Source organism: Roseovarius sp., from assembly GCF_040219995.1.
Classification (GTDB): Bacteria; Pseudomonadota; Alphaproteobacteria; order Rhodobacterales; family Rhodobacteraceae; genus Roseovarius.
On record NZ_JAVJUC010000012.1, the window covers coordinates 81595 to 102435 of the forward strand.

Sequence of the window (20841 nt, forward strand, 5' to 3'; positions counted from 1 at the left end):
GTCGCGCCTACATCCCATCCACAAGATATAGTGGGGTCAGGGATATGCCGCTCATTCATGTCAATGCCGGTAGAGATGGCCCCGATCTGCATGATCAGCCGGGTGCGCTCGGTCAGTATCTGCCGGACCTGTTGGCGGGGGACGGCCCCGTCATCCTCATGCTGCATGGCTACAAATACGCGCCCGGCCATGCCCGCGAATGCCCGCACCGGCACATTCTCTCGGCATCACCGCAGCGCGAGTGTTTCAAGGTGGTCAGCTGGCCGCGCGGTCTGGGGTTCGGCGAAGACCGGGCAGATGAAGGGCTTGGCATCGGGTTCGGCTGGAATGCGCGCGGCACGCTCTGGCAGGCCTATGCCGAGGCCGCCCGCGCGGGCAAACGGCTGGCGCAGCTTGTCGGCCTGATCCGCACGCATGCGCCCCACCGTCCGGTCCACGCGGTTGCCCATTCACTGGGCGCCCGCGTTCTGCTCTGTGCATTGCCGCACCTGCCCGAGGGGGCATTCGGACGGCTGATCCTGCTGGCAGGGGCGGAGTTCGCGGGCCGCGCCGCCGAGGCGCTCGTCACGCCCGCGGGGCGCAGCGCCGAGGTGATCAATGTCACCAGCCGCGAGAACGATTTCTACGATTTCCTGCTTGAATGCCTGATCCCCGCGCCCGCGCGCGGCGACCGCAGTCTCGGGCTGGCCCTGCCGGGCGGGCCCAAGGTGCTCAACCTGCAAATGGACCACCCCGAGACGCTGAGCGTGCTGCGCCGCGCCGGGTTCGAGGTTGGTGATCCCACGGCGCGCATCTGTCATTGGTCGCCCTATACCCGCCCCGGCGTGTTCCCGATGTATCGCAGGCTCTTGCGCGAGGCCGACACGCTCCCGTTCGCGCAATTGCGCGCCGCCCTGCCCGAACATCCCGCGCCGCGCTGGTCGCGTCTTCTGCCGTTGCCGGAGTTCCGCCTGCCCTTGCCATCGGGGCGAAAACTGTCATCCTGAGCCGCTGAAAGACACGGCAGGAGGACATAATGCAGGCCCCGATCAACCTTTATTACTGGCCCACACCGAACGGCTGGAAAGTCTCCATCGCGCTTGAGGAGATGGGGCTGCCCTATCGGTGTCGGCTGATCAATATCGGTGCGGGCGAACAGCACGCCCCCGAATTTCTAGCGGTTTCGCCCAATAACCGCATTCCGGCTATCACCGATCCCGACGGGCCGGACGGCGGGCCGGTCAACATCTTCGAATCCGGCGCAATCCTGCAATATCTCGCGCGCAAGACCGGGCGGTTCTGCGGCAAGACGGCACGCGAGCGCATCGCGGTCGAGGAGTGGCTCATGTGGCAGATGGGCGGCGTCGGGCCGATGGCCGGACAGGCGCATCATTTCCTGAAATTCGCCAAGGACGACATACCCTACGCCAAGGACCGCTACCGCGATGAGGTGGCACGGCTTTATGGCGTGCTGGATCGGCGGCTGGCCGAGACCGAATATGTGGCGGGCGATTTCTATTCCATCGCCGACATGGCGCTCTGGGGGTGGTGTTCGCTCTGGGAAGGGCAGCAGCAGACGCTCGACGACAAGCCGCATTTCGCCCGCTGGCTGGATACGGTCGGGTCACGCGACGGCGTGCAACGGGGCCGCGCGCTCCATGCTGACAAGCGACGCGATCCGACGGCGAAAACGTGAGGCAGCGAGGCGTCTTTGGCATGGAGCGGCGATTGGATTGACGCACCCGCGCGATGCGCGGCACACTTCAAGATCCGCTTCAGGCGACCGTTCTCACGCCTCCTTGTCGTCTTCATCGGTGCCGTGATCGCGAAACAGGCTGCCTTGCGTCATGAAGAACACAAAGATCGCCGCCGTCAGGCCGAAGGTCTTGAAATAGACCCAGATTTCCTCGGTCTGCGTGCGCCAGATCGCCTCGTTCAACACCGCAAGACCGAAGAAGAACAGCATCAACCGCCGCGTCAGGATCATCCAGCCCTGATCGGTCAGCGGCATGACCCCCTCCATCACCACCTGTAGCCAGGATTGCCCGCGCAGTAGGCCGATGCCCAGAACCCCGCCGAACAGCAGATAGATCATCGTCGGCTTCATCTTGAAAAAGCGCGGATCGTTGAACCACACGCTGAGCCCGCCGAAGACGACGATCAGCACGGCGGTGACGATCTGCATCCGCGACAGGTGGCCCGTGAGTTTCCAAAGCAGCGCCATCGAGACCAGAAAGATCGGGATGAACCCGGCGGTGACGACGATAAAGCCGTCATAGTCGATCCCGCCGATCGTGAACACACGGTCCTTGAGCCACAGATAGGCGGCGAAGAATACCAGCAGGGGTCCGAACTCCAGAACCGGCTTGGCCCATTTGGGTGGGGTTTTCTCGATCATCGCTCTCGCCTTGCCTGTTGTTTTGCCCGCTTGTCGCGCGTTCATCCGCCAAATTCAACTATGACCGCCCCGGTGGCAATCAACCCCATGAGCGCAATCCGTCGCGGCCCCACGGTTTCCTTGAGCACCAGCCAGCCGATGAGGGCGGCAAAGACCGTCGAGGTCTCGCGCAGCACCGCCGCCTCGCCCACCTTGTCGAGCCGCGTGGCCAGCATGATCGACCCGAACGAGAAGAACGCCACCAACCCGCCCGACACACCGCGCAGCGCCAGCGGGCCAATCGCGGGCCGCGCCACCATGTTGCGCCAGCGCAGCCCGGCAATCGGCAGGATGCTCATCCCGTCGAGGAAAAAGAACCACGCCAGAAAGGTAAAGGGATCGGCCGCCGCGCGGATGCCGTAGGCGTCATAGGTGGTGTAGAGCGCCACGAACAGCCCCGTCGCCACCGCAAGGCCAAGCGCCAGCGGCATGGTCTCGCGGTCGAGCGTCAGCGTGCGCAGGTTGTAGACCGCAAGCCCGTAGATGCCACAGAGCAGCACCGCCACACCCGCCCATTGCAGCGGCGTGAACAGCTCGCCGAAAATCAGCCAGGCCCCGATCACGGTAAACAGCGGCCCGGTGCCGCGCACGACCGGATAGACGACCGTATAAGCGCCCTTGGTATAGGCCATCGCCTGCAGGATCTTGTAGCCGATGTGGATGACCACCGCGCCCGCAAAGATCGGCCACATATGCGCCTCGGGCCAGGGCACTATGAGCAGCGCGAAGGGCGCGGCCATGAGGCAGTAACTGAGGTCGATCGCCCCCCGGCTGAGCCACGGGTCATGCCGCCCCTTCTGCAACGCGCCAAAGACCGCATGCAGGAAGGCAGCGGCCAGCGCCAGCACCATGGCAAGGTGACGGCCTGCCTCGGTGCCCTCCATGGAGATCAGCCAGTCGCTCATGCGACCCGCCTCGCATCATCGCGACAGGTCGTGCTAGGGTGGCTGACATCACGAAGGAAAGGCGGCATGGACCAACATGTGATAGAGACCATCACCAACGAGCTTTCAGGTACGTTCGGAGCCGTGCCGCCGATCGTTGCCGCCACCCGTCTGGTCGCGGCTCTCGCCCTCGGGGCGGTGATTGGGGCCGAACGTGAAAGCAAACGCAAACCGGCAGGCCTGCGCACGCATATGCTGGTGTCGATGGCGGCCTGCCTCTTCATTCTGGTCAGCCAGCAACTCGCCGCCCTGCCGTTCGGGGCCCAGGATGCGATGCGGGTCGATCCGCTGCGCCTGATCGAGGCGGTGACCGCCGGCGTCGCCTTTCTGGCCGCCGGGATCATCTTTTCCTCGGGCGGCGAGGTCCACAACATCACCACGGGTGCCTCGATGTGGCTGGCAGGCGCAATCGGGCTGGCCTGCGGCTCGGGGCAGATGCCGCTCGCGGCCATGGCGACCGGGATCGTTCTGGTGGTGCTGTATGTGCTGCGCCTTTTGGAGCCAAAATAGCGGGGCACGCGACCGCTGTGAGCGTCATTGCGCATCAAGCCCCGTCAGTGCAGCGGCGAATTCCTCGGGATCAAAAGGCGCCAGATCGTCGATCTGTTCACCCACCCCGATGGCATGGATCGGCAGTCCGAACTTGTCTGCAAGCGCCACCAAGACACCGCCCCGTGCGGTGCCGTCGAGCTTGGTCATCACCAGCCCCGAGACATCGGCGAGTTTCTGGAAAATCTCCACCTGGCTGAGCGCATTCTGCCCGGTCGTGGCATCGAGCACCAACAGCGTGTTGTGCGGCGCGTCGGGGTCCTTCTTGCGGATCACGCGCACGATCTTGGACAGCTCTTCCATCAGGTCGGCGCGGTTCTGCAAGCGGCCCGCCGTGTCGATCATCAAAAGGTCTGCGCCCTCGGCCTCGGCCTTGGTCATGGCGTCAAAGGCCAGGCTCGCCGGGTCTGATCCCTCGGGTGCTGTCAGCACCGGCACGCCCGCGCGGTCGCCCCAGATCTGCAATTGCTCGACTGCGGCGGCGCGGAACGTGTCGCCTGCCGCGATCACCACGGATTTTCCGGCAGCCTTGAACTGGCTGGCAAGCTTGCCGATGGTCGTGGTCTTGCCCGACCCGTTCACGCCGACCACCAGCACCACCTGCGGACGCTTGGCGTAGATCGGCATCGGGCGGGCCACCGGCTCCATGATCCGGGCGATCTCATGCGCCAGCAACTCCTTGATTTCCCGAGCAGACAGCCGCTTGCCCATCCGCCCCTCGGCCATGTTGGCGGTCACGCGCAGCGCGGTCTCGACACCCATGTCGGCGGTGATCAGCAGCTCTTCGAGGCTTTCGAGCATGTCATCGTCAAGTGCGCGGCGGGTGACGACCCGCTCTTCGCCGCGCCCCAGAAGCCGACCGAGAAAGCCCGCGCGCGGGGCAGCGGCGGGCAGATCATCGGGGATTTCCATGGGCGCGGGGGTGGCGATGGCCTCGGGGGGCGGCTGCGGTACCTCCTGCGGTCGCTCGACCGGCTGCTCGACCGGGGTCGGCGGCGGGGTCTCATTCGGCTGCGGCGGGATGACGGGCGGCTCCGGCTGCGGCTCGGGGTCGGGCCGCGGCGGTGTCTCCGGCTCGGGGTCGGGCCGGGGCTCCGGCTCTGGGAGCGGCGGGGTCTCCGGCTCTGGCTCAGGGCGGGGCGGGGTCTCCGGCTCGCCGCCATCTTCGACAATGGCCTCCAGCCCCTCGTCCAGCTTGGACGAGGATTTGAACAGCCGTTCCTTGAGTTTCGAGAAAAACGCCATGCGCCCTCCGATCCGCGTGTCACCCCTGACCTAATGCGGATCGGCAGGTTATGGAAGACTGCGCCTGCCTCCGATTTCGTCGGCGAAGTGCTTCATCGTCAGGCGAATCGGGTTCGGCGCGGCCTGACCGAGACCACAGATCGACGCATCGGCCATTGCCGTGCACAGCTCTGCCAGCAGCGGCTGATCCCAGGTGTCGGCCTGCATCAGCTTGACCGCCTTTTCACAGCCCACCCGGCAGGGCGTGCATTGCCCACAGCTTTCATCCTCAAAGAACCGCAGCATGTTGAGCGCCGCATCGCGGGCGCGGTCGTGATCCGACAGGACCACCACGGCGGCCGAGCCGATAAAGGTGCCATGCGGCTGCAACGTGTCGAAATCCAGTGGCACGTCACCCATCGAGGCAGGCAGCAGACCCGAGGACGGCCCGCCCGGCTGATAAGCCTTCAGTGTATGACCGTCGAGCATGCCACCCGCCGCCTCGATGATGTCGGTGATGGTCGAGCCGGCCGGCAGCAGATGCACGCCGGGGTTCTTAACCCGCCCCGAAACCGAGTAGGAGCGAAGCCCCTTGCGCCCGTTCTTTTCCACGCTCGACAGGACCTCGCCGCCCTCGCGCAGCACCCGCGTCACCCAATGGAGCGTTTCCACGTTGTTGACGAGCGTGGGGCGGTTGTAGACGCCGACCTGTGCGACGAAAGGCGGACGGTGACGCGGCAGCCCGCGCTTGCCCTCGATCGATTCGATCATCGCCGATTCCTCGCCGCAGATATAGGCGCCTGCGCCGCGACGCAGTTCGATATATCCCGGCGCGACGATGTCCGCATCCTCCAGCGCCTTGATCTCGCGACGCAAAATCTCCAGCACGGCGGGGTATTCGTCGCGCATGTAGATAAAGCAGCGCTCGGCCTCCACGGCCCATGCGGCGATCAGCATGCCCTCGAGAAAGACATGGGGTTCACGCTCGAGGTAATAGCGGTCCTTGAAGGTGCCCGGCTCGCCCTCGTCGCCGTTCACGGCCAGATAGCGCGGCCCTTTCTCGGCGCGCACGAAGCCCCATTTCTTGCCCGACGGAAAGCCAGCCCCGCCAAGACCGCGCAACCCCGAATCAAGCAGGGTTTGCTGCACCGTCTCGAAATCGCCGTTTGCACGCAGTTCGGCAAGCTTGGTGTACCCACCGGATGAGGTATAGGCCGCAAAGTCTTGATATTGCGGGACATGTGCATGGGTGTCGCCCGCCGCAATCGCCGCCTGCACCTTTTCGGGCGTGGCGTGGTCGATGTGGTGATGCCCCAGTTCCAGCACCGGCGCGGTATCGCAGCGGCCCATGCAAGGCGCGCGCAGCACGCGCACCTCAGCCAGGTCCGTGCCGTCCTCCAGCGCCGCCTTGAGCGCCTGTGCTCCGGCCATTTCACAAGACAGCGAATCGCAGACCCGGATGGTCAGCGCGGGCGGCGGCGTCTCGCCTTCTTTCACCACGTCAAAATGCGCGTAGAAGGTCGCGACCTCGTAAACCTCGGCCTGCGCGATGCGCAATTCCTCGGCCAATGCGCGCAGATGCGCGGCCGAGAGATGGCCATATTCATCCTGAATGAGATGCAGGTACTCGATCAGCAAGTCGCGCCGCCGTGGCCCGTCGCCCAGCAACGCGCGCACCTCGTCCCATGCCTGATCATCAAGCTGGCGGCCCTTGGGCGTGCGCCGCCCCTTGCCCTTGCCCGATTTCCAGACGCCTTTGCGCTCATCCAGTGCCATGCGGTCATCCTCGCTTTGCCTTGCGCGACATCTAACGCCCGTCGGTGTGCCCTGCGGGATCAAAAACGACATTTACCCCGCCAGATGCGTTCCGCCGTCCGAATAACACGAAATCCCGGCGGTCGTAGCCTCTGCGCACCGTAAATGTAGGGCTAACATGCCAGACCATAAGCGCATGACAACCGAGCCAAGGGTATGCCCCCCACGCTGCCAATAACCGCCCGGTACGACCCGACACCATCACCGCCATCGGGACGGGCGCGGCTGGTTGGGGCAGGCAGGTTCCCTCTGGCGAGGCGCCGCGCGATCTGGCAAGCTGACGGCATGCGAGCCCTGATCCTCCTTGCCGTCCTCGGCGCCCCGGCCCATGCGCAGATGAGTGCCGAAGAATTCGACGCCTATACGCGCGGCCACACGTTTTACTACGGCGCAGGCGGAGAGGCCTATGGCGGCGAGGAATATCTGGATAATCGCCGCGTGCGCTGGTCGTTTCTGGATGGTGAATGTCAGGACGGGTACTGGTACGAAGAGGACGATCTGATCTGTTTCATCTACGAGAATCGGCCCGATCCACAATGCTGGAGCTTTGAGCGCACGGGCAGCGGGTTGATCGCCCGCTTCTCAGGTGAAACCGCCATGTCAGAGCTTTACGAGGTCGAGAAATCCAGTGAACCGCTGATGTGTCTGGGGCCGAAGATCGGCGTGTGACTTTTCATTTATATCTCAAAATCATGATTTATCCGGAATTTTACTGAGATTAATTTACATAATCGAACATTTTGTGCTTGATTGGAAAAGTTCATGCTTCAGTGCGTTTTGCTTGCCCAAATGACTTTGCAAATCTACTCTACGCCATAGCTAATCTGCAAAAATCGGGGCATTCATGGCCACTCAAAAACTCTATGCCGGGGCCAAGTTGCGCGAGACGCGGCAGCGGCTCAATCTCACGCAAAAGGATTTCGCGGCCAAGTTGGGCGTGTCCCTGCCCTATCTCAACCAGATGGAGAACAACAACCGCCCGGTGTCCACCACGGTGGTTCTGGCGCTGGCGCAGGAATTCGGCTTTGACGTCACCGAGCTCAGCACCGGCGACGCCGAACGCCTGGTCAGCGACATGCGTGAGGCGCTGGCCGATCCGGTCTTCGGCGATCCGCCCCCCTTGGCCGATCTGCGGCTCACCGCCTCGAATGCCCCGGCGCTGGCGCGCGCCTTTCTCGAACTCCATAGCGCCTATCGCCAGACCCATGAACGGCTGGCCTCGCTTGACGAGGCATTGGGCCGCGAGGATGCGCGCGGCCAGACCAGCGCCTGGGACGAGGTGCGCGATTTCTTTCACTACTGCGACAACTATATCGACGCGGTGGATCATGCCGCCGAACGCTTTGCCGAGGGTGGCGCGCGCGCCGAGACCGAGACAGTGGCGCTGCGCCGCCTCAAGGAAATCGGCGTCACCGTGACCGAGGCGGATACGCCCACCCTGCGCCATTACGACCGGTCCACCGGGCTGCTGACGCTTTCGACCCGCGCCGCGCCCGAGACCCGGCGCTTTCAGCTTTTGCTGCAACTCGCACTCCTGACGCAGGATCAATTGCTGGAGGCAACGCTCGATTTCGCGCGGTTTCAGTCCGACGGCGCGCGGTCCATCGCCAAGATCGGCCTTGCCAATTATTTCGCCGGGGCGGCGCTCATGCCCTACGGTCGGTTTCTGGCCGCCGCCCAAGAAGTGCGCCACGATCTCGAAATCCTCGCCATGCGGTTCGGCGCGTCGGTCGAACAGGTCTGTCATCGCCTCTCGACCCTGCAACGCCCCGGGGCAAAGGGCATTCCGTTCTTCTTTGTCCGGGTCGATCAGGCGGGCACGATCACCAAGCGTCATTCCGCCACGCGCCTGCAATTTGCGCGCTTCGGCGGGGCCTGCCCCTTGTGGAACGTGCATCGCGCGTTCGAGACGCCGGGCCGTTTCCTGCGGCAACTGGCCGAGACACCGGACGGGGTGCGCTATATCAGCCTTGCCTGCGATGTCAGCAAGCCGGGGGGCAGTTTCGGGGCACCGGTGCGCCGCTTCGCCATCGCGCTCGGGTGCGAGGTCAAGCATGCGGGCGATCTGGTCTATGGCGACGATCTCGACGTGACCAATGCCCGCGCCTTCGAGCCAATCGGGATTTCCTGCCGCATCTGCGAGCGCACGGAATGTCACCAACGCTCGGTGCCCCCCTTGGAACGGCGGCTTCAGGTCACCCCGGACGAGCGCGGGGTGCTGCCTTACCGCGTCGGTTAACCGACGGCGGATTGCAGATCGAAGATCGGCAGCAGAATCGCCAGCACGATCACCAGCACAAGCCCGCCCACCACCATCATCAGGAGCGGGTCGATCAGCGCCGACACGCGCTTGCGCTCATTCGTCAGCCATGTCTCGACCAGCACCGCCGCGCGTTCCGTCATCCGCCCAAGCCGCGCGGATTTCTCACCTGCATCGACGAGTTGACGGCAGACGGGGGGAATAAGGCTCATCCGCACCAGCCCCTGGCTCAGGCTCTCGCCCGAGCGCACGGCCTCTGCGAGATCGAGCGCCTCATCGCGAAACCGGCGGATCACCAGCACGTCGCTTGCCGAGGTGACGGCATCGACCACCGTCTGACGGCTGGAAATCACCAGCGCCAGCGTACGCAGATATTGCGCCGCCGCTGACAGTCGCAAGAGCCGCCCGATCACCGGCAGGCGCAGCGCCATGCCGTGCCAGCGGTCGCGCACCGAAGGGATGCGCAGCGCAAGGATCAGGCCGAATATACCACCCGACACGCCGACGCCAAGCGCGATCCAATGGGCCTGCACCCAATCGCTCACCCCCATGACGAATTGGGTGAGGGGCGGCAATTCGCGCCCTGTCACAGCGAACATCGCGGCAATCTCGGGGGCGACATTGACCATCAGAATGCCGCAGACCAGCAGCGAGACCGCGGCCACGAAAGCGGGATAGATCAACGCCGTGGCCAGTTGCGCCCGGTCCGTGCCTACGCTTTCGAGGTAATCCGCCAGCCCTTCGAAAACCGCCGCCACATCGCCCGAGGTCTCGCCCGCGCGCACCGCCGCGATGAAAAACCGTGGAAAGCCCGCATTCGCCATGTCGAGCGAGGTCGAGAGCGGCTGCCCGTCCATCAGCGCCGCCTTGGCCTCGGCCGCCGCCGCCTCGATCACCGGCGAGGTGCCCGAGGAGCGGATCGTCTCGAGCGCCATTTCGGCGGAGAGATCGGACGACAAGAGCACCGCCATCTGCCGGGTGAAGACCGCGCGCATATCGGCATTGAGCCTTGTGCGCCGCGAGCGCGTCAGCGTGATCCCCCCGCCCTGCCGCTTGGCGGTGATGTCTTCGGCAAAGAGGCCCTGCCCGCGCAGGATGTCGGCGGCCTGTGCCTCGCTCTCGGCCACCAGCGTGCCGCGTTTCTTGGCCCCTTGCGCGGTAAAGGCGGTGTAGCTGAACGCCCTCACAGCGCGTCGCCCACCACGCGCAGCGCCTCGGCAAGGCTCGTCTTGCCTGCGGCCACCTGATAGAGCGACTGGCCAAAGAGTGTCTGATCGGGGGCCACGGCGACGCGTTTCATCTCGGTCTCGGACGATCCTGCATCAATCGCGGCACGCAACTCCTCGGAGACGTCAAGGATTTCGAACACCCCCACCCGCCCCGCATAGCCGGTGCTGTTACACAGGTCGCAGCCGCGCGCCTCGTAATGTTGCGCGGGCAGGTCGACCCCGGCCATCTGAAAATGCCGCACCGCACCCTCATCCGGAGCCACAGGCGCGCGGCAGGAGGTGCAGAGCTTGCGCAACAGCCGCTGCGCGATCACCCCGCGCAGGGTCGAGGCGATGAGGAAATCGTCAAGCCCCAGATCGCGCAGGCGCACCACCGCGCCCACCGACCCGTTGGCGTGCAGGGACGAGAACACCAGATGCCCGGTGAGCGAGGCCTGTGCTGCCACGCTTGCCGTCTCGTGGTCGCGGATCTCGCCCACGAGGATGATGTCGGGGTCTTGCCGCAAGGCCGCGCGCAGCCCGGCGGCAAAGGTCATCCCGATCTCGGCATTGATCTGGCTCTGGCTGATGCCGGGCAGGTCATACTCGATCGGGTCCTCGGTGGTGAGGATGTTGCGGATCTCGTCATTGGCCAGTTGCAACAGCGAATAAAGCGTCGTCGTCTTGCCCGAGCCGGTGGGCCCGGTGGCGAGGATGATGCCGTTGGGCCGTTCCGCCATGCGGTGCAGCACCGCCTCCTGATCGGGGCGCAGGCCAAGCTGTTCGAGCGGCATGAGACCCGCCGACCGGTCGAGCACCCGCATCACCACCCGCTCGCCATAATTGCCCGGCAGGGTCGAAACCCGCACGTCGATGGCCCGCCCGCCGAGGCGCAGCGCGATATGGCCGTCCTGCGGCAGGCGGGTTTCGGAAATATCAAGTCCTGCCATGACCTTGAGCCGCGAGACGACCCGGCGCACCGGCAGGTCCTTGCGGTCGAGCACCGATTGCAGCATGCCATCGACCCGCATCCGGGCGCGCAGGCCGTTTTCATGCGGCTCGACATGCAGGTCCGACGCCCCCGAACGGACGGCCCGGCGCAAAAGCTGGTTCACCAGTTGAATGACCGGGGCCTCTTCGCCATCTTCCAGCAGGTCGCGCGGGCCACGCCCGCCGCCCGACCCTTCTTCAAGGTCGAAGGTAAAGCCATCCTCGTCGCTCTCGGTGCCACTGCCATCCTGATAAAGCGCCGCCAGTCGCGCGTCGAATGTCTCGCTCTCGACCCGCTCCAGCGTGAGCGGCCCGCCCGCGCGCCGCCGCGCCTCGCGCAGGCCGAGCGCGGTGGCATTCGGCCCCGCCAGAAGCCGCCCGCCTTCGACCAATACCTGCGCATCGCGGGCCATCGTGAAGGGCAGAAGCGGCGTGGTCATGTCAGCGATCCGAAAAACTCAGCCGTGACGGCAGGGGCGGAAAGCGCCGCTCGCGCGCGGCTCGGTCAATGAAATCCGCATCGAACGGCTGATCAAGATTGGCCCCGTCGAAAGGAAAGCTGGAATCCGGGACACGCGGGTAGGTGCCATCGTCAGCAGGCGCAATATAGTCGCTCGCCTGCTTGGCCTCACGGGCCAGCTTTCGGCTCAGCGCGCGGGCCTCTTCGTCGGTCGACAGGATGCGCGGCCGCAGCATGATCAGCAGGATCCGCTGGTTTTGCGACACCGAGCGCCCTTTGAACAGCCGGCCAAGCAGCGGCAGCTCGCTCAGCCCCGGCACCCGCTGATTGACCGAGCCTGACCCGTTCTCGAGCAGGCCGCCCAGCATGATCACATTGCCGTCACGGACCAGCACATTGGTCGAAAGCTCGCGCTTGGCGGTGATCTCGCTGCCGGCGGCAGAGGCGGAATTGGTCAGGTTCGAGACCTCCTGCCGCAACTCCAGCCGAACGGTGTTATCCCGCGTGATCTGCGGCGTGACGGTCAGTGTCAGGCCAACATCCTGGCGCTGGATGGTCTGGAACGGCTGGTTCGGCACGGCGCTGTCACCCACGGTCGAAAAGCTGCCGGTCACAAAGGGCACGTTCTGCGCCACGATGATCTCTGCCTCGCGATTATTCAGCGTCAGGATCGACGGTGTCGAGAGCAGCTTGGTCGAGGTCTCGGAGGCGAGCGCGGCAAGAAATCCGCCGATGCCGCTCTGGTCGAAGGCGGCGATGCTGCCACCGGTGCCGCCACCCGTTGGCTCGGCCCCGCTGAGAACCGTCGTCACAAGGCTGGTTAGGGTCGGTCGGCCCTGCAACGAGAACTCGACCCCGCCCACCGTGGCATCCTCGATCACGCCACCGAACTGAAACGAAAGATCGGAAAAACTCTCGACTGAAAGCTCGAAGATCACCGCCTCGATCAGCACCTGGTCGGGTCGTTGATCAAGACCCCGGATCGCGGCCACGATGGATCGGAGCCGTTCCGGCGGGGCGGTGATGATCAGCGCATTCTGCTGGCGCTCCGCGACGATGGTGATCCCGTTGCTGGTGGTCGGGGCCGCTGTACCGTCGCCCCCGGCAGAGGCCGCCTGCCCGCCAAAACTCTGGCGGATGACATCCGCGAGATCCTCGGCATCGGCATAGTTGAGGCGCACCACCTCGGTCGAGACGCTGCGCTGCGGCTTGTCCAACTCGGCCACGACATTGCGCACACGGTCCCGGAATTCCGGTGTGCCCGACACGATAAGCGCGTTCGAGCGCGGATCAGCCGACAGGCTGGAGCCTTGAGGAGTGATCGACAACGCGTTGATAACGCCCAGCATTTCAGCCGCCTTGCCATTGCGCAGCGGGATCGTCTCGATTGAATTCCGGCTTGGCGTGTCAAGCCGGTCGACAAGGTTGGAGATACGCTGAAAATTCTCGCGACGGTCCGACAGGATCATCAGCCCCGACTCCGGCACCACCGAGAGCACCGCCTCACCGGGCAGCAGCGGGCGGATCACCTCGGCAATCTCCTCAACCGGGCTGTTGCGCACGACGATCACCCGGGTCTCGAAATCCCCGCCCAAACGTGAGCGCGCGTCACCGGGTGCCAGTTCGCGCGCGACGTCGATGGGCACGATACGGTCGGTCATGTCGCCTTCGACGATCGTCAGGCGGTTGAGTTCGAGCACATTGAGGAAAATCTCGTAGATCGCCGAGGGCGATACCTGGTTCGGCGCGACAACCGTCACGCTGCCCTGCACCCGATCATCAAGGATGAAATTACGGCCTGTCGATTGTGCCACGATCTGCACGAAATCCCGCAGGCTCGCATCGCGCAAATCCAGCGACATCTGCGCGTGAGACGGCAATGGACATGCCATCCAGAGAACTGTCACGAACGCGAGTAATCCAGAAAATCTCATTGTTATAATTCAGGAATATCACCGGGTGATATCGCCTGCCCGTTTTATCTGCCTGCCTCGATCCGCTCTGCTTCGAGGGCCGAACGCTTGTCCCCTAACAGTAGCCGATTTGACCCGACGTTTCTATCGTAATCCTCGCGCGGCGCAGGAATGTCTCAAAGGTGTATTTTTTGGCTCTGGCCGGGATTTTTCGTGGCCCGCCGTATCGCCCGCATGATAGGGTTTTACAAAACGTGAAGAACTGGTCATGTAAATGAATCTCTCAACTAAACTATTGATTGCAATTGTATTTTCAGTTCCGCTTGCGGCCTGTGAACCCGGTGTGGTCAGCAAAGGCACGGAATTTCAGCGCAAGTACAGCACCGCGCGCAAGGCGCTTGAGGCAGGCAATTACGACAGCGCCATCAAAAGCTATGCGGCGCTCATACCGAATGCCGGACCATTGGAGCCCCGGCTGCGGCTGGAATATGCCCATGCACTGCTGCGCGCAGGCCGGTTTGACGAGGCAGCACAGGTCGCAGCTGCGCTTGCCTCGGGGCGGCAGGGCAGCGAACGCGCGGCGGCCCTTTCGTTGCAGGGCACGGCGCTGCATGAAAGCGCGCTTGGAGACATGCGCGCGGGCACGGCCGGGCGCGACACGGTCGCAAAACTGCGCGCCGCCGATGCCGCGCTCAAGGAGATGCTAGCGCTTGATGCCGACATGGACCCGCTTGGCGCAATGGCCAGCCGTCGCAGCGACATTCGCAAGGAAATCGCGCAGTTGGGCGGGTAAGGCCGGCGCCGAAAGTGACCGGTCAGAACACCGGCCAAGCGCCCAGACTGTCGATATCGCGCGTCAAACGCCATCCGCCCTCCTTGGGTTCGGCCACACGATCCAGCACGCGCCGCGCCTCTTGCGATAACCCGTTGGTCTCTGTGACCTGCAGTTCAAGCCGTGCGCCGGGCCGGCCCAATGCGCCCTCGAACCTGCCCTCGGCCCGTAGCATTGCGCCCTCGACCGAGAACGGCATGCGCCAGCCACCCGCCTGATCGCTCGTCAAGATCGCCTCGCCGGAGCCGATCTCCACCGGGCCGAACCGTCCGCCTGTCATCTCGATCTGCGCCGCGAGCGACAGCAGCTGACGCTCTGGCAAGCCGATTTCGGCGCGCAGGCCCTCGACCCGCAAAAGCCCGGTTTGCACCGCCCCGCCGATAATCGCAGGCAGATCAGCCAGCCCCAGATCACCGGACACGTCGCGCAGGGCAACGCGGTCGCGCGACCACGGCAGGCGCATCTCTCCGCGCGCATCCACACCTGCGCCGTTCAGCCGGATGGACCAGACGATCCCCGCCCGCTCCACCCGGTCAAAGCGCCAACGCAGATCTGTTGGTCCCGGCAAGACACCGAGGCTCAACCCCTGCGCCTGCCCCTGCCAGAGCGTGGCGCCCCCGTCGATCGGGGCTGTCCAGACAGGCGCGAGTTGCGGTGCCACAAGGCGCAGATGGCTCATCCGTCCCTCGCTCAGAACCGCGAGGCCCAGACCGGTGAGCAGCCCCAGAAGGATCAGCACAAACCGCATCATCGGATCGGCACCAAGCGCAGATCGGCGGCCACCACATCCTCGCGCTTGCCCCGCTCGAAGGTGAACCCGGCCAACTCGTATCCCCAGGTATCGGCCTGCGCGCCGAGCCATTCGGCGAGAACGGTAAAGCGCACCTCGTCGAAACGCAGGGTAATCCCGCCATCCGCGCTATTCGCCAATTCGCTCGCCGCAGTGCGCAGATCGGCCTCGCGCAGGCTGGCCTCGATGCCACTGATACCGATGGGATCGGTTGCGCGGGCCGTTGCGCGCCCCTCCCCCGCATCGCGCCGGAGCGTGGCATATGTCACCGCCTGATCGGCCACCCAAAGTTCGGTCGCGCGCGCCTCGGCCACTGCCGCACGCGCTGCCGCGCGCTGCTCGGTCAGCGGCAGAGCCACGCCGTAGATCAGGCCCACGGGCAGCACGATCAACGTGAGCACAGCAAGAAGCCACCGCTCCCGACGGCTCAGCCCCAGAAGAAACCCGACCAGACGATCCATCATCCCGCTCATCTGCGCGGCCCCCCCTGGGTCACGGCCATGGCAAGCACGGCCTCGACGCCTGCGTCCTCGCGTGTCACCGATTGCGCCACGCGGGCCTCGGTTCCCGCCGCATTGAGCGCCGTCACCAGCGCATCGAGCGCCGCGAAATCGGCGATCTGCACATCCATCACCAAGCCCGCCCCCGGCTGATAGCTCACCCGCGTGACAGTCAGGTCATGGTCGCCCTGCACCATGCCCGCCTGCCGCAGCACGTCGAGCGGGCGCGCCTCGGTCTCGGCCTCCGCCTCGGCGCCGCGCGCGCGGTCGATCACCTGCGTGACCTGCGTGCGGATGTCGAGAATAGGGCCGGTGGGGATCATCACATCGCGCAGGATGCGCTCGGCATTCTGGCGGTAGGCAAGGCTCTGGCCGCGCAGCGCCGTCATATCCATCAGGATCGCGCCGATCCATCCGGCAAACCCCAGCACGGCCAGCGCGACCGGCAGGCGAAGCCGCCGCAGGCTGCGATGCATTTCGGCCCGTTCCGCGCCCGGATCACGCGCCAGATCGAGCGCCAGTTCGCCATGGATGAAGCGGAAGGGGGGCTCGACGCCCTGTTCCGCCAATTCAGCCGCGTCATGGCAGACCGGCAGTGACCGTGCGGCAAGCCATGCCTCGATCTCGGGTGCCGCGCCGCCCTGCCACAGAACCGCGCGGGGCGGCGCTGTCTCGAACGCCTCCTGCAACAGGGCAAGGGCCAGATCAGGTTCGGCGGAAAACCCGTCTTCCAGCCCAAGGCGTGCGCGCATGCGCGCGCCACCCGCCTCGATCACCCACAGGTCCGGCGCGGCGGGCAGGGCGAGATAATCGGGCAGGATCGCGCGGCAGAGCGCGCCCGCCGGGGCAATGGCCCGCGCCCAATCCTCGCGCATCGTCGCCTGGGCAACCAGCATCCGCTGCCACATCTCGGACGACGGGCCAAGCCGCGCGGGGCGCGCATCGAGCCCGGTTTCGCTGCCTCCGTAGGCGTCGCGCAATTGCCGACGTGCCACCCGTTCGCGCGCCGCGCCCTTGAGCGCCTCCGGCAGATCAAGCGGGATCAGCGGCACCGCCTCGCCCGGCACCACGGCAACGAATGGCCGAGCCGGAAACGCCCCGCCCGTCTCAAGCTCATGAACCGGCAGGGGTGCGGCTGCATCGCGGGATTTTCGCGGTTTCAAAAAGCTCATGGTTGGGCCGTCCGGCGATGTTCGATTTTCGTGGCCCCGGTCAGGCCCGAGCGTTCGACCGTCAGAATGCGGCTTTGGGCGCGCCCGTCAAGCGTTAGCTCAAAGCGCACCTCGAACCAGTTGCTCGTGACCGAGAACCCGCCATCGGGCACCTGCGCCTGCGCGATAGCCTGCGGGTGAATCAGATTTTCCGCGCGGGTGGTGAAATCGCTGCGCGACTCGAACGGCAACCGGGCCCGCTCTGCGACGAACCGCGCGATCCCCGCCGGGTTGGCCGTGGGCAAAACCGCGCCCAGCACTTCCGCAGAGGCGGTGTTGACGTTGAGGCCGGTGCCCGGTGGCAGGGCCGAGACATGCGGCAAAAGACGCGCATAATGCGCCTCGGTCATGCCGCGCACGAGGCGCAACTCCTCGATCCGGTCCATCGGTTCGCGGCGCGGGCGCACCGGCACATCGCGCGACGCGTAATCCGCCACGCGTACCGGACCGCGCGTCTGCACATAGCCTGCAATCTCGGGCCCCAGATCAACCGGCAGGCCAAGCGTGCGCAACAACCGCTCGAACGACTGCGCCGCCGCCAGATCCGACGGCGCGCTCAGGCTGTTGACGTTGAACCTCCCCTGAAGATCGCTGATCGCGCCGCGCAGCAGGCCCCGATCAATCTCGGCGTCGAACCGTTCGCGCGCCCAGGCCTCCTGCAGATGATCAAGGTTCTGGTCGCGCTCCCAATCGGCACGCAGCACCGGGTCGATGAGAAACTCGGCGGCATCGAGATGCAGCGCCGCCTGCTGGCTGATCTGCAGATCCTCGACCCGGACGCGGCTCGTCTCGGCGCGCAGCATCAGCCCCGCCGCCACCGCCGAAATCGCGGCGACCATGATCAGCGCATTCAATAGCGCGATGCCGCGATCCCGCCTCATGGCCCCCCTCCTCATGGCCAAGCCACCATCACGCGCAGCGGGCCATAGCGTTCGGAGTCGATGCGCACCTCCACCGCCTTGGGCAATTCAGTGCGCGCCAGCGGTTCGGGCTGACCCCAGCCGTCGATCCACCCCTCCTCCGGCCCGGCATAGGAGCGGACCTGAAACCCGGCGATCCGGTCGAAAATCTCGGTCTCGGGTGCAAGCGCCTGTGCGGAGGCAGGCCGCAACACCGGCCAGACCTGCCGAAGCAACCGATCCCCCTGCCGGTCATGCCGCCAGATCACCCGCTCCTGCCCGGCCAACAGCGCCTCGGGCAGCACCGCGCGCCCCGACGTGGTGAGCGCAATCCAGCCATCTTCGGCGCTCTGGTCCAGCAGCGGCGGCTGCGGGTCGGGCGTGTCCGGCGGCCAGAACGAGGCCCCCGAGGCGGATTTGAGATCGGCCCGCAAGAGCGTGAGACCGCGGGCCAGCGCCGCGGCCTCTTCATCCGCGGCGGTCAGCCGATCGCGGCCCCGCATCATGCCGCTGAGCGCCTGCAAACCCATCACCGCGACGAGCGCGAAAATCGCCATCACCGCCACCAATTCCAGCAGCGTCAGGCCACGGTCGGTCGCGGGGCGGCTCATGGGATCACCTCGGTTTTGGCAATCACCGCGATGCGCCCGCCGGGTTGGCCGTCGGTGCGCGCAACGATCGTGGCCTCAGTGAACCCGGCGCGCGTCACCTCTTCTGAGATATCGAGCGACCAGTCGAACGGGCCGTAGCGCACCTGCCGCGACAGGTTCACCGCCTCGCGCGCGCCCAGAAGACGGTATTCCTCGGCCCGGTTGAGCGCGACCTGCATCGCCATCACGCGCGCCGCCTCGCCGCCGAGCGCGCGGCCGGCGTGATCGGCGCTGCGCAGTGCGGCGATGGTGCCGATGGCAAGCACGAAGACCGCGATCACCAGTTCCAGCAGGGTCACCCCCCGTGTGGCGGTGCCGCGTGCGCTCATATCCCCTCGCAATCGAGACCGGCAAAGCCGGTGGACCGGCACCGGTTCACGCGTTCGTTGGCGATGAACGTGACCTCGAACGGGGTCACCTGCCCGTCGGGCAGGAACAGCAGATCGGGCACAGGGTCGCGTGGCAACTCACGCGGGAAGATCGGGCCATTTGCGCCCTCGAACCGCACCTCGCCGCCAAATTTCTGCACAGTGCCAACGGCTTGCCACCCCTCGACCTCCGCATCCGGCGGCGCGGGCGCAAGCGTCTGCCAGCCCTCGGGCACAATGGCGATCCCTTGCTGCGACTGCCCTAGAATGGCCCGGTCGCGCAGCCGCACATAGGCGGCGGCAAAGCGGGTCACATCCGCCTCGGCGCTGTCGCGGGTGCTGACCGCGAAGGTCGCGCTGATCGAGAGGGTGGCGATCACGGCGACCACCACAACCATTTCGAGCAAGGTGAATCCCGCCTCGCCGCCCTGTGCTATTCGTCCCATGACCCGATATCCGCATCCACGCCCTCGCCACCGGATACGCCATCCGCGCCGAGGGTGAAGATGTCGAATTCCCCATGCACCCCGGGTTGCAGATATTGATACTCATTGCCCCAGGGGTCCTTGGGCAGCCGGTCGATGTACCCGTTCTGCGCATAGTTCTGCGGCACCGGCTCGGTGCCCGGCGCCTCGACCAGGGACCGCAGGCCCTGCTCGGTCGTGGGATAGCGGAAATTGTCCAGTTTATAGAGCTTCACTGCCCCCGACAGCACCGACAGGTCGGACTGCACCCGCGCCACCCGCGCCTGATCGGGGCGGTCGATGATGCGCGGCATCACCACAAGGGCAAGGATCGACATGATCACCACCACAACCATCAATTCCAGCAAGGAAAATCCAGCCTCGCCATGCGCGGCGCGGCGCGATCGGGACCGGGGGCGTGACATATTGATTTGCATGGTAAAATCTGTCCGTAAAAGCGTGTAGACTACGCTCAGAATCATAGAGCATGGACAGGCCCGTGACAATCGAAGCCTTGGCCTCCTATCCCTTTTTCACAGCCCGGACCTGCAATGCCTGACACCGCGCCGCTCGCCTTTTTCCTGATCCTGAGCGGTGCCGCCGTCGGGTCATTTCTTGCGGCATGGGCGGACCGGCTGCCGCGCGGCGAAAGCATCGTCAATGCGCCATCACGCTGTCGCGGATGCGGGATGCAGATCGCCTGGCGCGATCTGGTGCCGGTTGTGTCATGGCTCACGCTGTCGGGGCGATGTCGGGGATGCGGTGCGGCGATCCCCCGCCGCCTGTTCTACGCTGAAATCATCGGGATGGGCCTTGCCATCCTCGCGGTCTGGATCGCGGCGACGCCCGCCGACATGGTGCTTGGCGCGCTCTGGCTGTGGTGCCTCTTCGGTCTTGTGCTGTGTGATCTTTCGGATTTTCGCCTGCCGGATGCGCTGACCGGTCTGCTGGTCCTGACCGGCGGGGCCATGGCGTGGACCGATCCGGCGCGCGGGCTTGACGATGCGCTGATCGGGGCGGGCATCGGGGCGGGGGCCTTCCTTGCCATCCGCCTTGCCTATCAGCTGGTGCGTCGGCGCGAGGGGCTGGGGCTTGGCGATGTCAAGCTGATGGCCGGGATCGGGGCCGGGCTGGGCTGGGCGGCGTTGCCGATGGTCGCCCTTGTTGCGTCGCTTGGTGCCCTTGGGTTGACCGGACTGAGCGCGGTGCAAGGTAACCGCGCCGAGAGCAGCACGGAAATCCCGTTCGGAGCGTATCTCGCGGGAGCCGCCGGGATAGTCTGGCTTTGGCTTTGAAAAGACGCGGGCGGCAGGTTACCCCACCGCCCGCTACGTACCACAAGGCCCAT

The 20841-nt window shown here is 65.5% G+C and carries 22 protein-coding genes; 7 read left to right on the top strand and 15 right to left on the bottom strand.

What is annotated here, in order from left to right; translation table 11 throughout:
* Positions 1-44 precede the first annotated feature (44 nt).
* Positions 45-986 carry a hypothetical protein gene (locus RID11_RS03160; RefSeq protein WP_350135962.1) on the top strand — a complete coding sequence of 314 codons (942 nt, stop codon included), beginning with the start codon at positions 45-47 and terminating at the stop codon, positions 984-986.
* 29 nt (positions 987-1015) lie between these two features.
* Positions 1016-1675, top strand: coding sequence for a glutathione S-transferase N-terminal domain-containing protein (locus RID11_RS03165; RefSeq protein WP_350135964.1), 660 nt, complete (start codon positions 1016-1018; stop codon positions 1673-1675).
* 93 nt (positions 1676-1768) lie between these two features.
* On the opposite strand, the gene RID11_RS03170 is transcribed toward RID11_RS03165, so the two are convergent.
* Together RID11_RS03170 and RID11_RS03175 are read right to left on the bottom strand one after the other, a co-directional pair.
* Positions 1769-2377, bottom strand: coding sequence for an inner membrane-spanning protein YciB (locus tag RID11_RS03170; protein ID WP_350135966.1), 609 nt, complete (start codon positions 2375-2377; stop codon positions 1769-1771).
* Positions 2378-2418: 41 nt separating this feature from the next.
* On the bottom strand, positions 2419-3321 hold the full coding sequence (locus RID11_RS03175; protein WP_350135968.1) for an EamA family transporter: 903 nt from the start codon (positions 3319-3321) through the stop codon (positions 2419-2421).
* Positions 3322-3387: 66 nt separating this feature from the next.
* Here RID11_RS03175 and RID11_RS03180 point away from each other — a divergent pair, with 66 nt between their 5' ends.
* Positions 3388-3870, top strand: coding sequence for an MgtC/SapB family protein (locus RID11_RS03180; protein ID WP_350135970.1), 483 nt, complete (start codon positions 3388-3390; stop codon positions 3868-3870).
* A 24-nt stretch (positions 3871-3894) separates the two neighbouring features.
* On the opposite strand, the gene ftsY is transcribed toward RID11_RS03180, so the two are convergent.
* Together ftsY and RID11_RS03190 are read right to left on the bottom strand one after the other, a co-directional pair.
* Positions 3895-5154 (bottom strand): signal recognition particle-docking protein FtsY, encoded by a 1260-nt coding sequence (ftsY, locus tag RID11_RS03185; RefSeq protein WP_350135972.1) that lies wholly within the window; start codon positions 5152-5154, stop codon positions 3895-3897.
* A 48-nt stretch (positions 5155-5202) separates the two neighbouring features.
* Positions 5203-6909, bottom strand: coding sequence for an NAD(P)H-dependent oxidoreductase subunit E (locus RID11_RS03190; protein WP_350135974.1), 1707 nt, complete (start codon positions 6907-6909; stop codon positions 5203-5205).
* A 324-nt stretch (positions 6910-7233) separates the two neighbouring features.
* Between RID11_RS03190 and RID11_RS03195 the strand changes: the two genes are divergently transcribed.
* Positions 7234-7617, top strand: coding sequence for a hypothetical protein (locus RID11_RS03195; RefSeq protein WP_350135976.1), 384 nt, complete (start codon positions 7234-7236; stop codon positions 7615-7617).
* 175 nt (positions 7618-7792) lie between these two features.
* Positions 7793-9187 carry a helix-turn-helix domain-containing protein gene (locus RID11_RS03200; RefSeq protein ID WP_350135978.1) on the top strand — a complete coding sequence of 465 codons (1395 nt, stop codon included), beginning with the start codon at positions 7793-7795 and terminating at the stop codon, positions 9185-9187.
* Here RID11_RS03200 and RID11_RS03205 read toward each other — a convergent pair.
* From RID11_RS03205 to gspD, 3 genes are read right to left on the bottom strand one after another with little or no spacing between them, the layout of a single operon-like run.
* Positions 9184-10395, bottom strand: a complete 1212-nt coding sequence (locus RID11_RS03205) for a type II secretion system F family protein (protein ID WP_350135980.1) — start codon at positions 10393-10395, stop codon at positions 9184-9186. The two genes, RID11_RS03200 and RID11_RS03205, sit on opposite strands and share 4 nt — an antisense overlap.
* Positions 10392-11846 carry a GspE/PulE family protein gene (locus RID11_RS03210; RefSeq protein WP_350135982.1) on the bottom strand — a complete coding sequence of 485 codons (1455 nt, stop codon included), beginning with the start codon at positions 11844-11846 and terminating at the stop codon, positions 10392-10394. The genes RID11_RS03205 and RID11_RS03210 overlap by 4 nt, the downstream gene beginning before the upstream one ends.
* A 1-nt stretch (position 11847) precedes the next feature.
* The gene (gspD, locus tag RID11_RS03215) at positions 11848-13728 is read right to left on the bottom strand and encodes a type II secretion system secretin GspD (protein WP_350135984.1); all 1881 of its coding nucleotides are present in this window, start codon (positions 13726-13728) and stop codon (positions 11848-11850) included.
* 394 nt (positions 13729-14122) lie between these two features.
* On the opposite strand from gspD, the gene RID11_RS03220 reads away from it, so the two are divergent.
* On the top strand, positions 14123-14572 hold the full coding sequence (locus RID11_RS03220; RefSeq protein ID WP_350135986.1) for a tetratricopeptide repeat protein: 450 nt from the start codon (positions 14123-14125) through the stop codon (positions 14570-14572).
* Between the two features lie 22 nt (positions 14573-14594).
* On the opposite strand, the gene gspN is transcribed toward RID11_RS03220, so the two are convergent.
* From gspN to gspG, 8 genes are read right to left on the bottom strand one after another with little or no spacing between them, the layout of a single operon-like run.
* Positions 14595-15362 carry a type II secretion system protein N gene (gene gspN / locus RID11_RS03225; RefSeq protein WP_350135988.1) on the bottom strand — a complete coding sequence of 256 codons (768 nt, stop codon included), beginning with the start codon at positions 15360-15362 and terminating at the stop codon, positions 14595-14597.
* Positions 15359-15874 carry a type II secretion system protein M gene (locus RID11_RS03230; RefSeq protein WP_350135990.1) on the bottom strand — a complete coding sequence of 172 codons (516 nt, stop codon included), beginning with the start codon at positions 15872-15874 and terminating at the stop codon, positions 15359-15361. Before RID11_RS03230 ends, gspN begins: the two co-directional genes overlap by 4 nt.
* Positions 15871-17073: a type II secretion system protein GspL gene (gspL, locus tag RID11_RS03235; RefSeq protein ID WP_350135992.1), complete on the bottom strand. Its 1203-nt coding sequence runs from the start codon at positions 17071-17073 to the stop codon at positions 15871-15873. The genes RID11_RS03230 and gspL overlap by 4 nt, the downstream gene beginning before the upstream one ends.
* Positions 17070-17993, bottom strand: coding sequence for a type II secretion system minor pseudopilin GspK (gspK, locus tag RID11_RS03240; RefSeq protein WP_350135994.1), 924 nt, complete (start codon positions 17991-17993; stop codon positions 17070-17072). Before gspK ends, gspL begins: the two co-directional genes overlap by 4 nt.
* An 11-nt stretch (positions 17994-18004) precedes the next feature.
* On the bottom strand, positions 18005-18622 hold the full coding sequence (locus tag RID11_RS03245; RefSeq protein ID WP_350135995.1) for a type II secretion system protein GspJ: 618 nt from the start codon (positions 18620-18622) through the stop codon (positions 18005-18007).
* Entirely contained in the window at positions 18619-18990 is a 372-nt protein-coding gene (locus RID11_RS03250; protein ID WP_350135996.1) for a type IV pilus modification PilV family protein, read from the bottom strand. Before RID11_RS03250 ends, RID11_RS03245 begins: the two co-directional genes overlap by 4 nt.
* Entirely contained in the window at positions 18987-19475 is a 489-nt protein-coding gene (locus RID11_RS03255; RefSeq protein ID WP_350135997.1) for a prepilin-type N-terminal cleavage/methylation domain-containing protein, read from the bottom strand. Before RID11_RS03255 ends, RID11_RS03250 begins: the two co-directional genes overlap by 4 nt.
* Positions 19463-19918, bottom strand: a complete 456-nt coding sequence (gspG, locus tag RID11_RS03260; protein ID WP_350135998.1) for a type II secretion system major pseudopilin GspG — start codon at positions 19916-19918, stop codon at positions 19463-19465. Before gspG ends, RID11_RS03255 begins: the two co-directional genes overlap by 13 nt.
* Positions 19919-20044: 126 nt before the next feature.
* Here gspG and RID11_RS03265 point away from each other — a divergent pair, with 126 nt between their 5' ends.
* Positions 20045-20788: a prepilin peptidase gene (locus RID11_RS03265; RefSeq protein ID WP_350135999.1), complete on the top strand. Its 744-nt coding sequence runs from the start codon at positions 20045-20047 to the stop codon at positions 20786-20788.
* Positions 20789-20841 lie beyond the last annotated feature (53 nt).

Coding starts and splice junctions, on each gene's coding strand:
- RID11_RS03160 (WP_350135962.1), top strand. CDS start 45: ATGCCGCTCATTCATGTCAATGCCGGTAGAGATGGCCCCGATCTGCAT.
- RID11_RS03165 (WP_350135964.1), top strand. CDS start 1,016: ATGCAGGCCCCGATCAACCTTTATTACTGGCCCACACCGAACGGCTGG.
- RID11_RS03170 (WP_350135966.1), bottom strand. CDS start 2,377: ATGATCGAGAAAACCCCACCCAAATGGGCCAAGCCGGTTCTGGAGTTC.
- RID11_RS03175 (WP_350135968.1), bottom strand. CDS start 3,321: ATGAGCGACTGGCTGATCTCCATGGAGGGCACCGAGGCAGGCCGTCAC.
- RID11_RS03180 (WP_350135970.1), top strand. CDS start 3,388: ATGGACCAACATGTGATAGAGACCATCACCAACGAGCTTTCAGGTACG.
- ftsY (WP_350135972.1), bottom strand. CDS start 5,154: ATGGCGTTTTTCTCGAAACTCAAGGAACGGCTGTTCAAATCCTCGTCC.
- RID11_RS03190 (WP_350135974.1), bottom strand. CDS start 6,909: ATGGCACTGGATGAGCGCAAAGGCGTCTGGAAATCGGGCAAGGGCAAG.
- RID11_RS03195 (WP_350135976.1), top strand. CDS start 7,234: ATGCGAGCCCTGATCCTCCTTGCCGTCCTCGGCGCCCCGGCCCATGCG.
- RID11_RS03200 (WP_350135978.1), top strand. CDS start 7,793: ATGGCCACTCAAAAACTCTATGCCGGGGCCAAGTTGCGCGAGACGCGG.
- RID11_RS03210 (WP_350135982.1), bottom strand. CDS start 11,846: ATGACCACGCCGCTTCTGCCCTTCACGATGGCCCGCGATGCGCAGGTA.
- gspD (WP_350135984.1), bottom strand. CDS start 13,728: ATGTCGCTGGATTTGCGCGATGCGAGCCTGCGGGATTTCGTGCAGATC.
- gspN (WP_350135988.1), bottom strand. CDS start 15,362: ATGATGCGGTTTGTGCTGATCCTTCTGGGGCTGCTCACCGGTCTGGGC.
- RID11_RS03230 (WP_350135990.1), bottom strand. CDS start 15,874: ATGAGCGGGATGATGGATCGTCTGGTCGGGTTTCTTCTGGGGCTGAGC.
- gspL (WP_350135992.1), bottom strand. CDS start 17,073: ATGAGCTTTTTGAAACCGCGAAAATCCCGCGATGCAGCCGCACCCCTG.
- gspK (WP_350135994.1), bottom strand. CDS start 17,993: ATGAGGCGGGATCGCGGCATCGCGCTATTGAATGCGCTGATCATGGTC.
- RID11_RS03245 (WP_350135995.1), bottom strand. CDS start 18,622: ATGAGCCGCCCCGCGACCGACCGTGGCCTGACGCTGCTGGAATTGGTG.
- RID11_RS03250 (WP_350135996.1), bottom strand. CDS start 18,990: ATGAGCGCACGCGGCACCGCCACACGGGGGGTGACCCTGCTGGAACTG.
- RID11_RS03255 (WP_350135997.1), bottom strand. CDS start 19,475: ATGGGACGAATAGCACAGGGCGGCGAGGCGGGATTCACCTTGCTCGAA.
- gspG (WP_350135998.1), bottom strand. CDS start 19,918: ATGTCACGCCCCCGGTCCCGATCGCGCCGCGCCGCGCATGGCGAGGCT.
- RID11_RS03265 (WP_350135999.1), top strand. CDS start 20,045: ATGCCTGACACCGCGCCGCTCGCCTTTTTCCTGATCCTGAGCGGTGCC.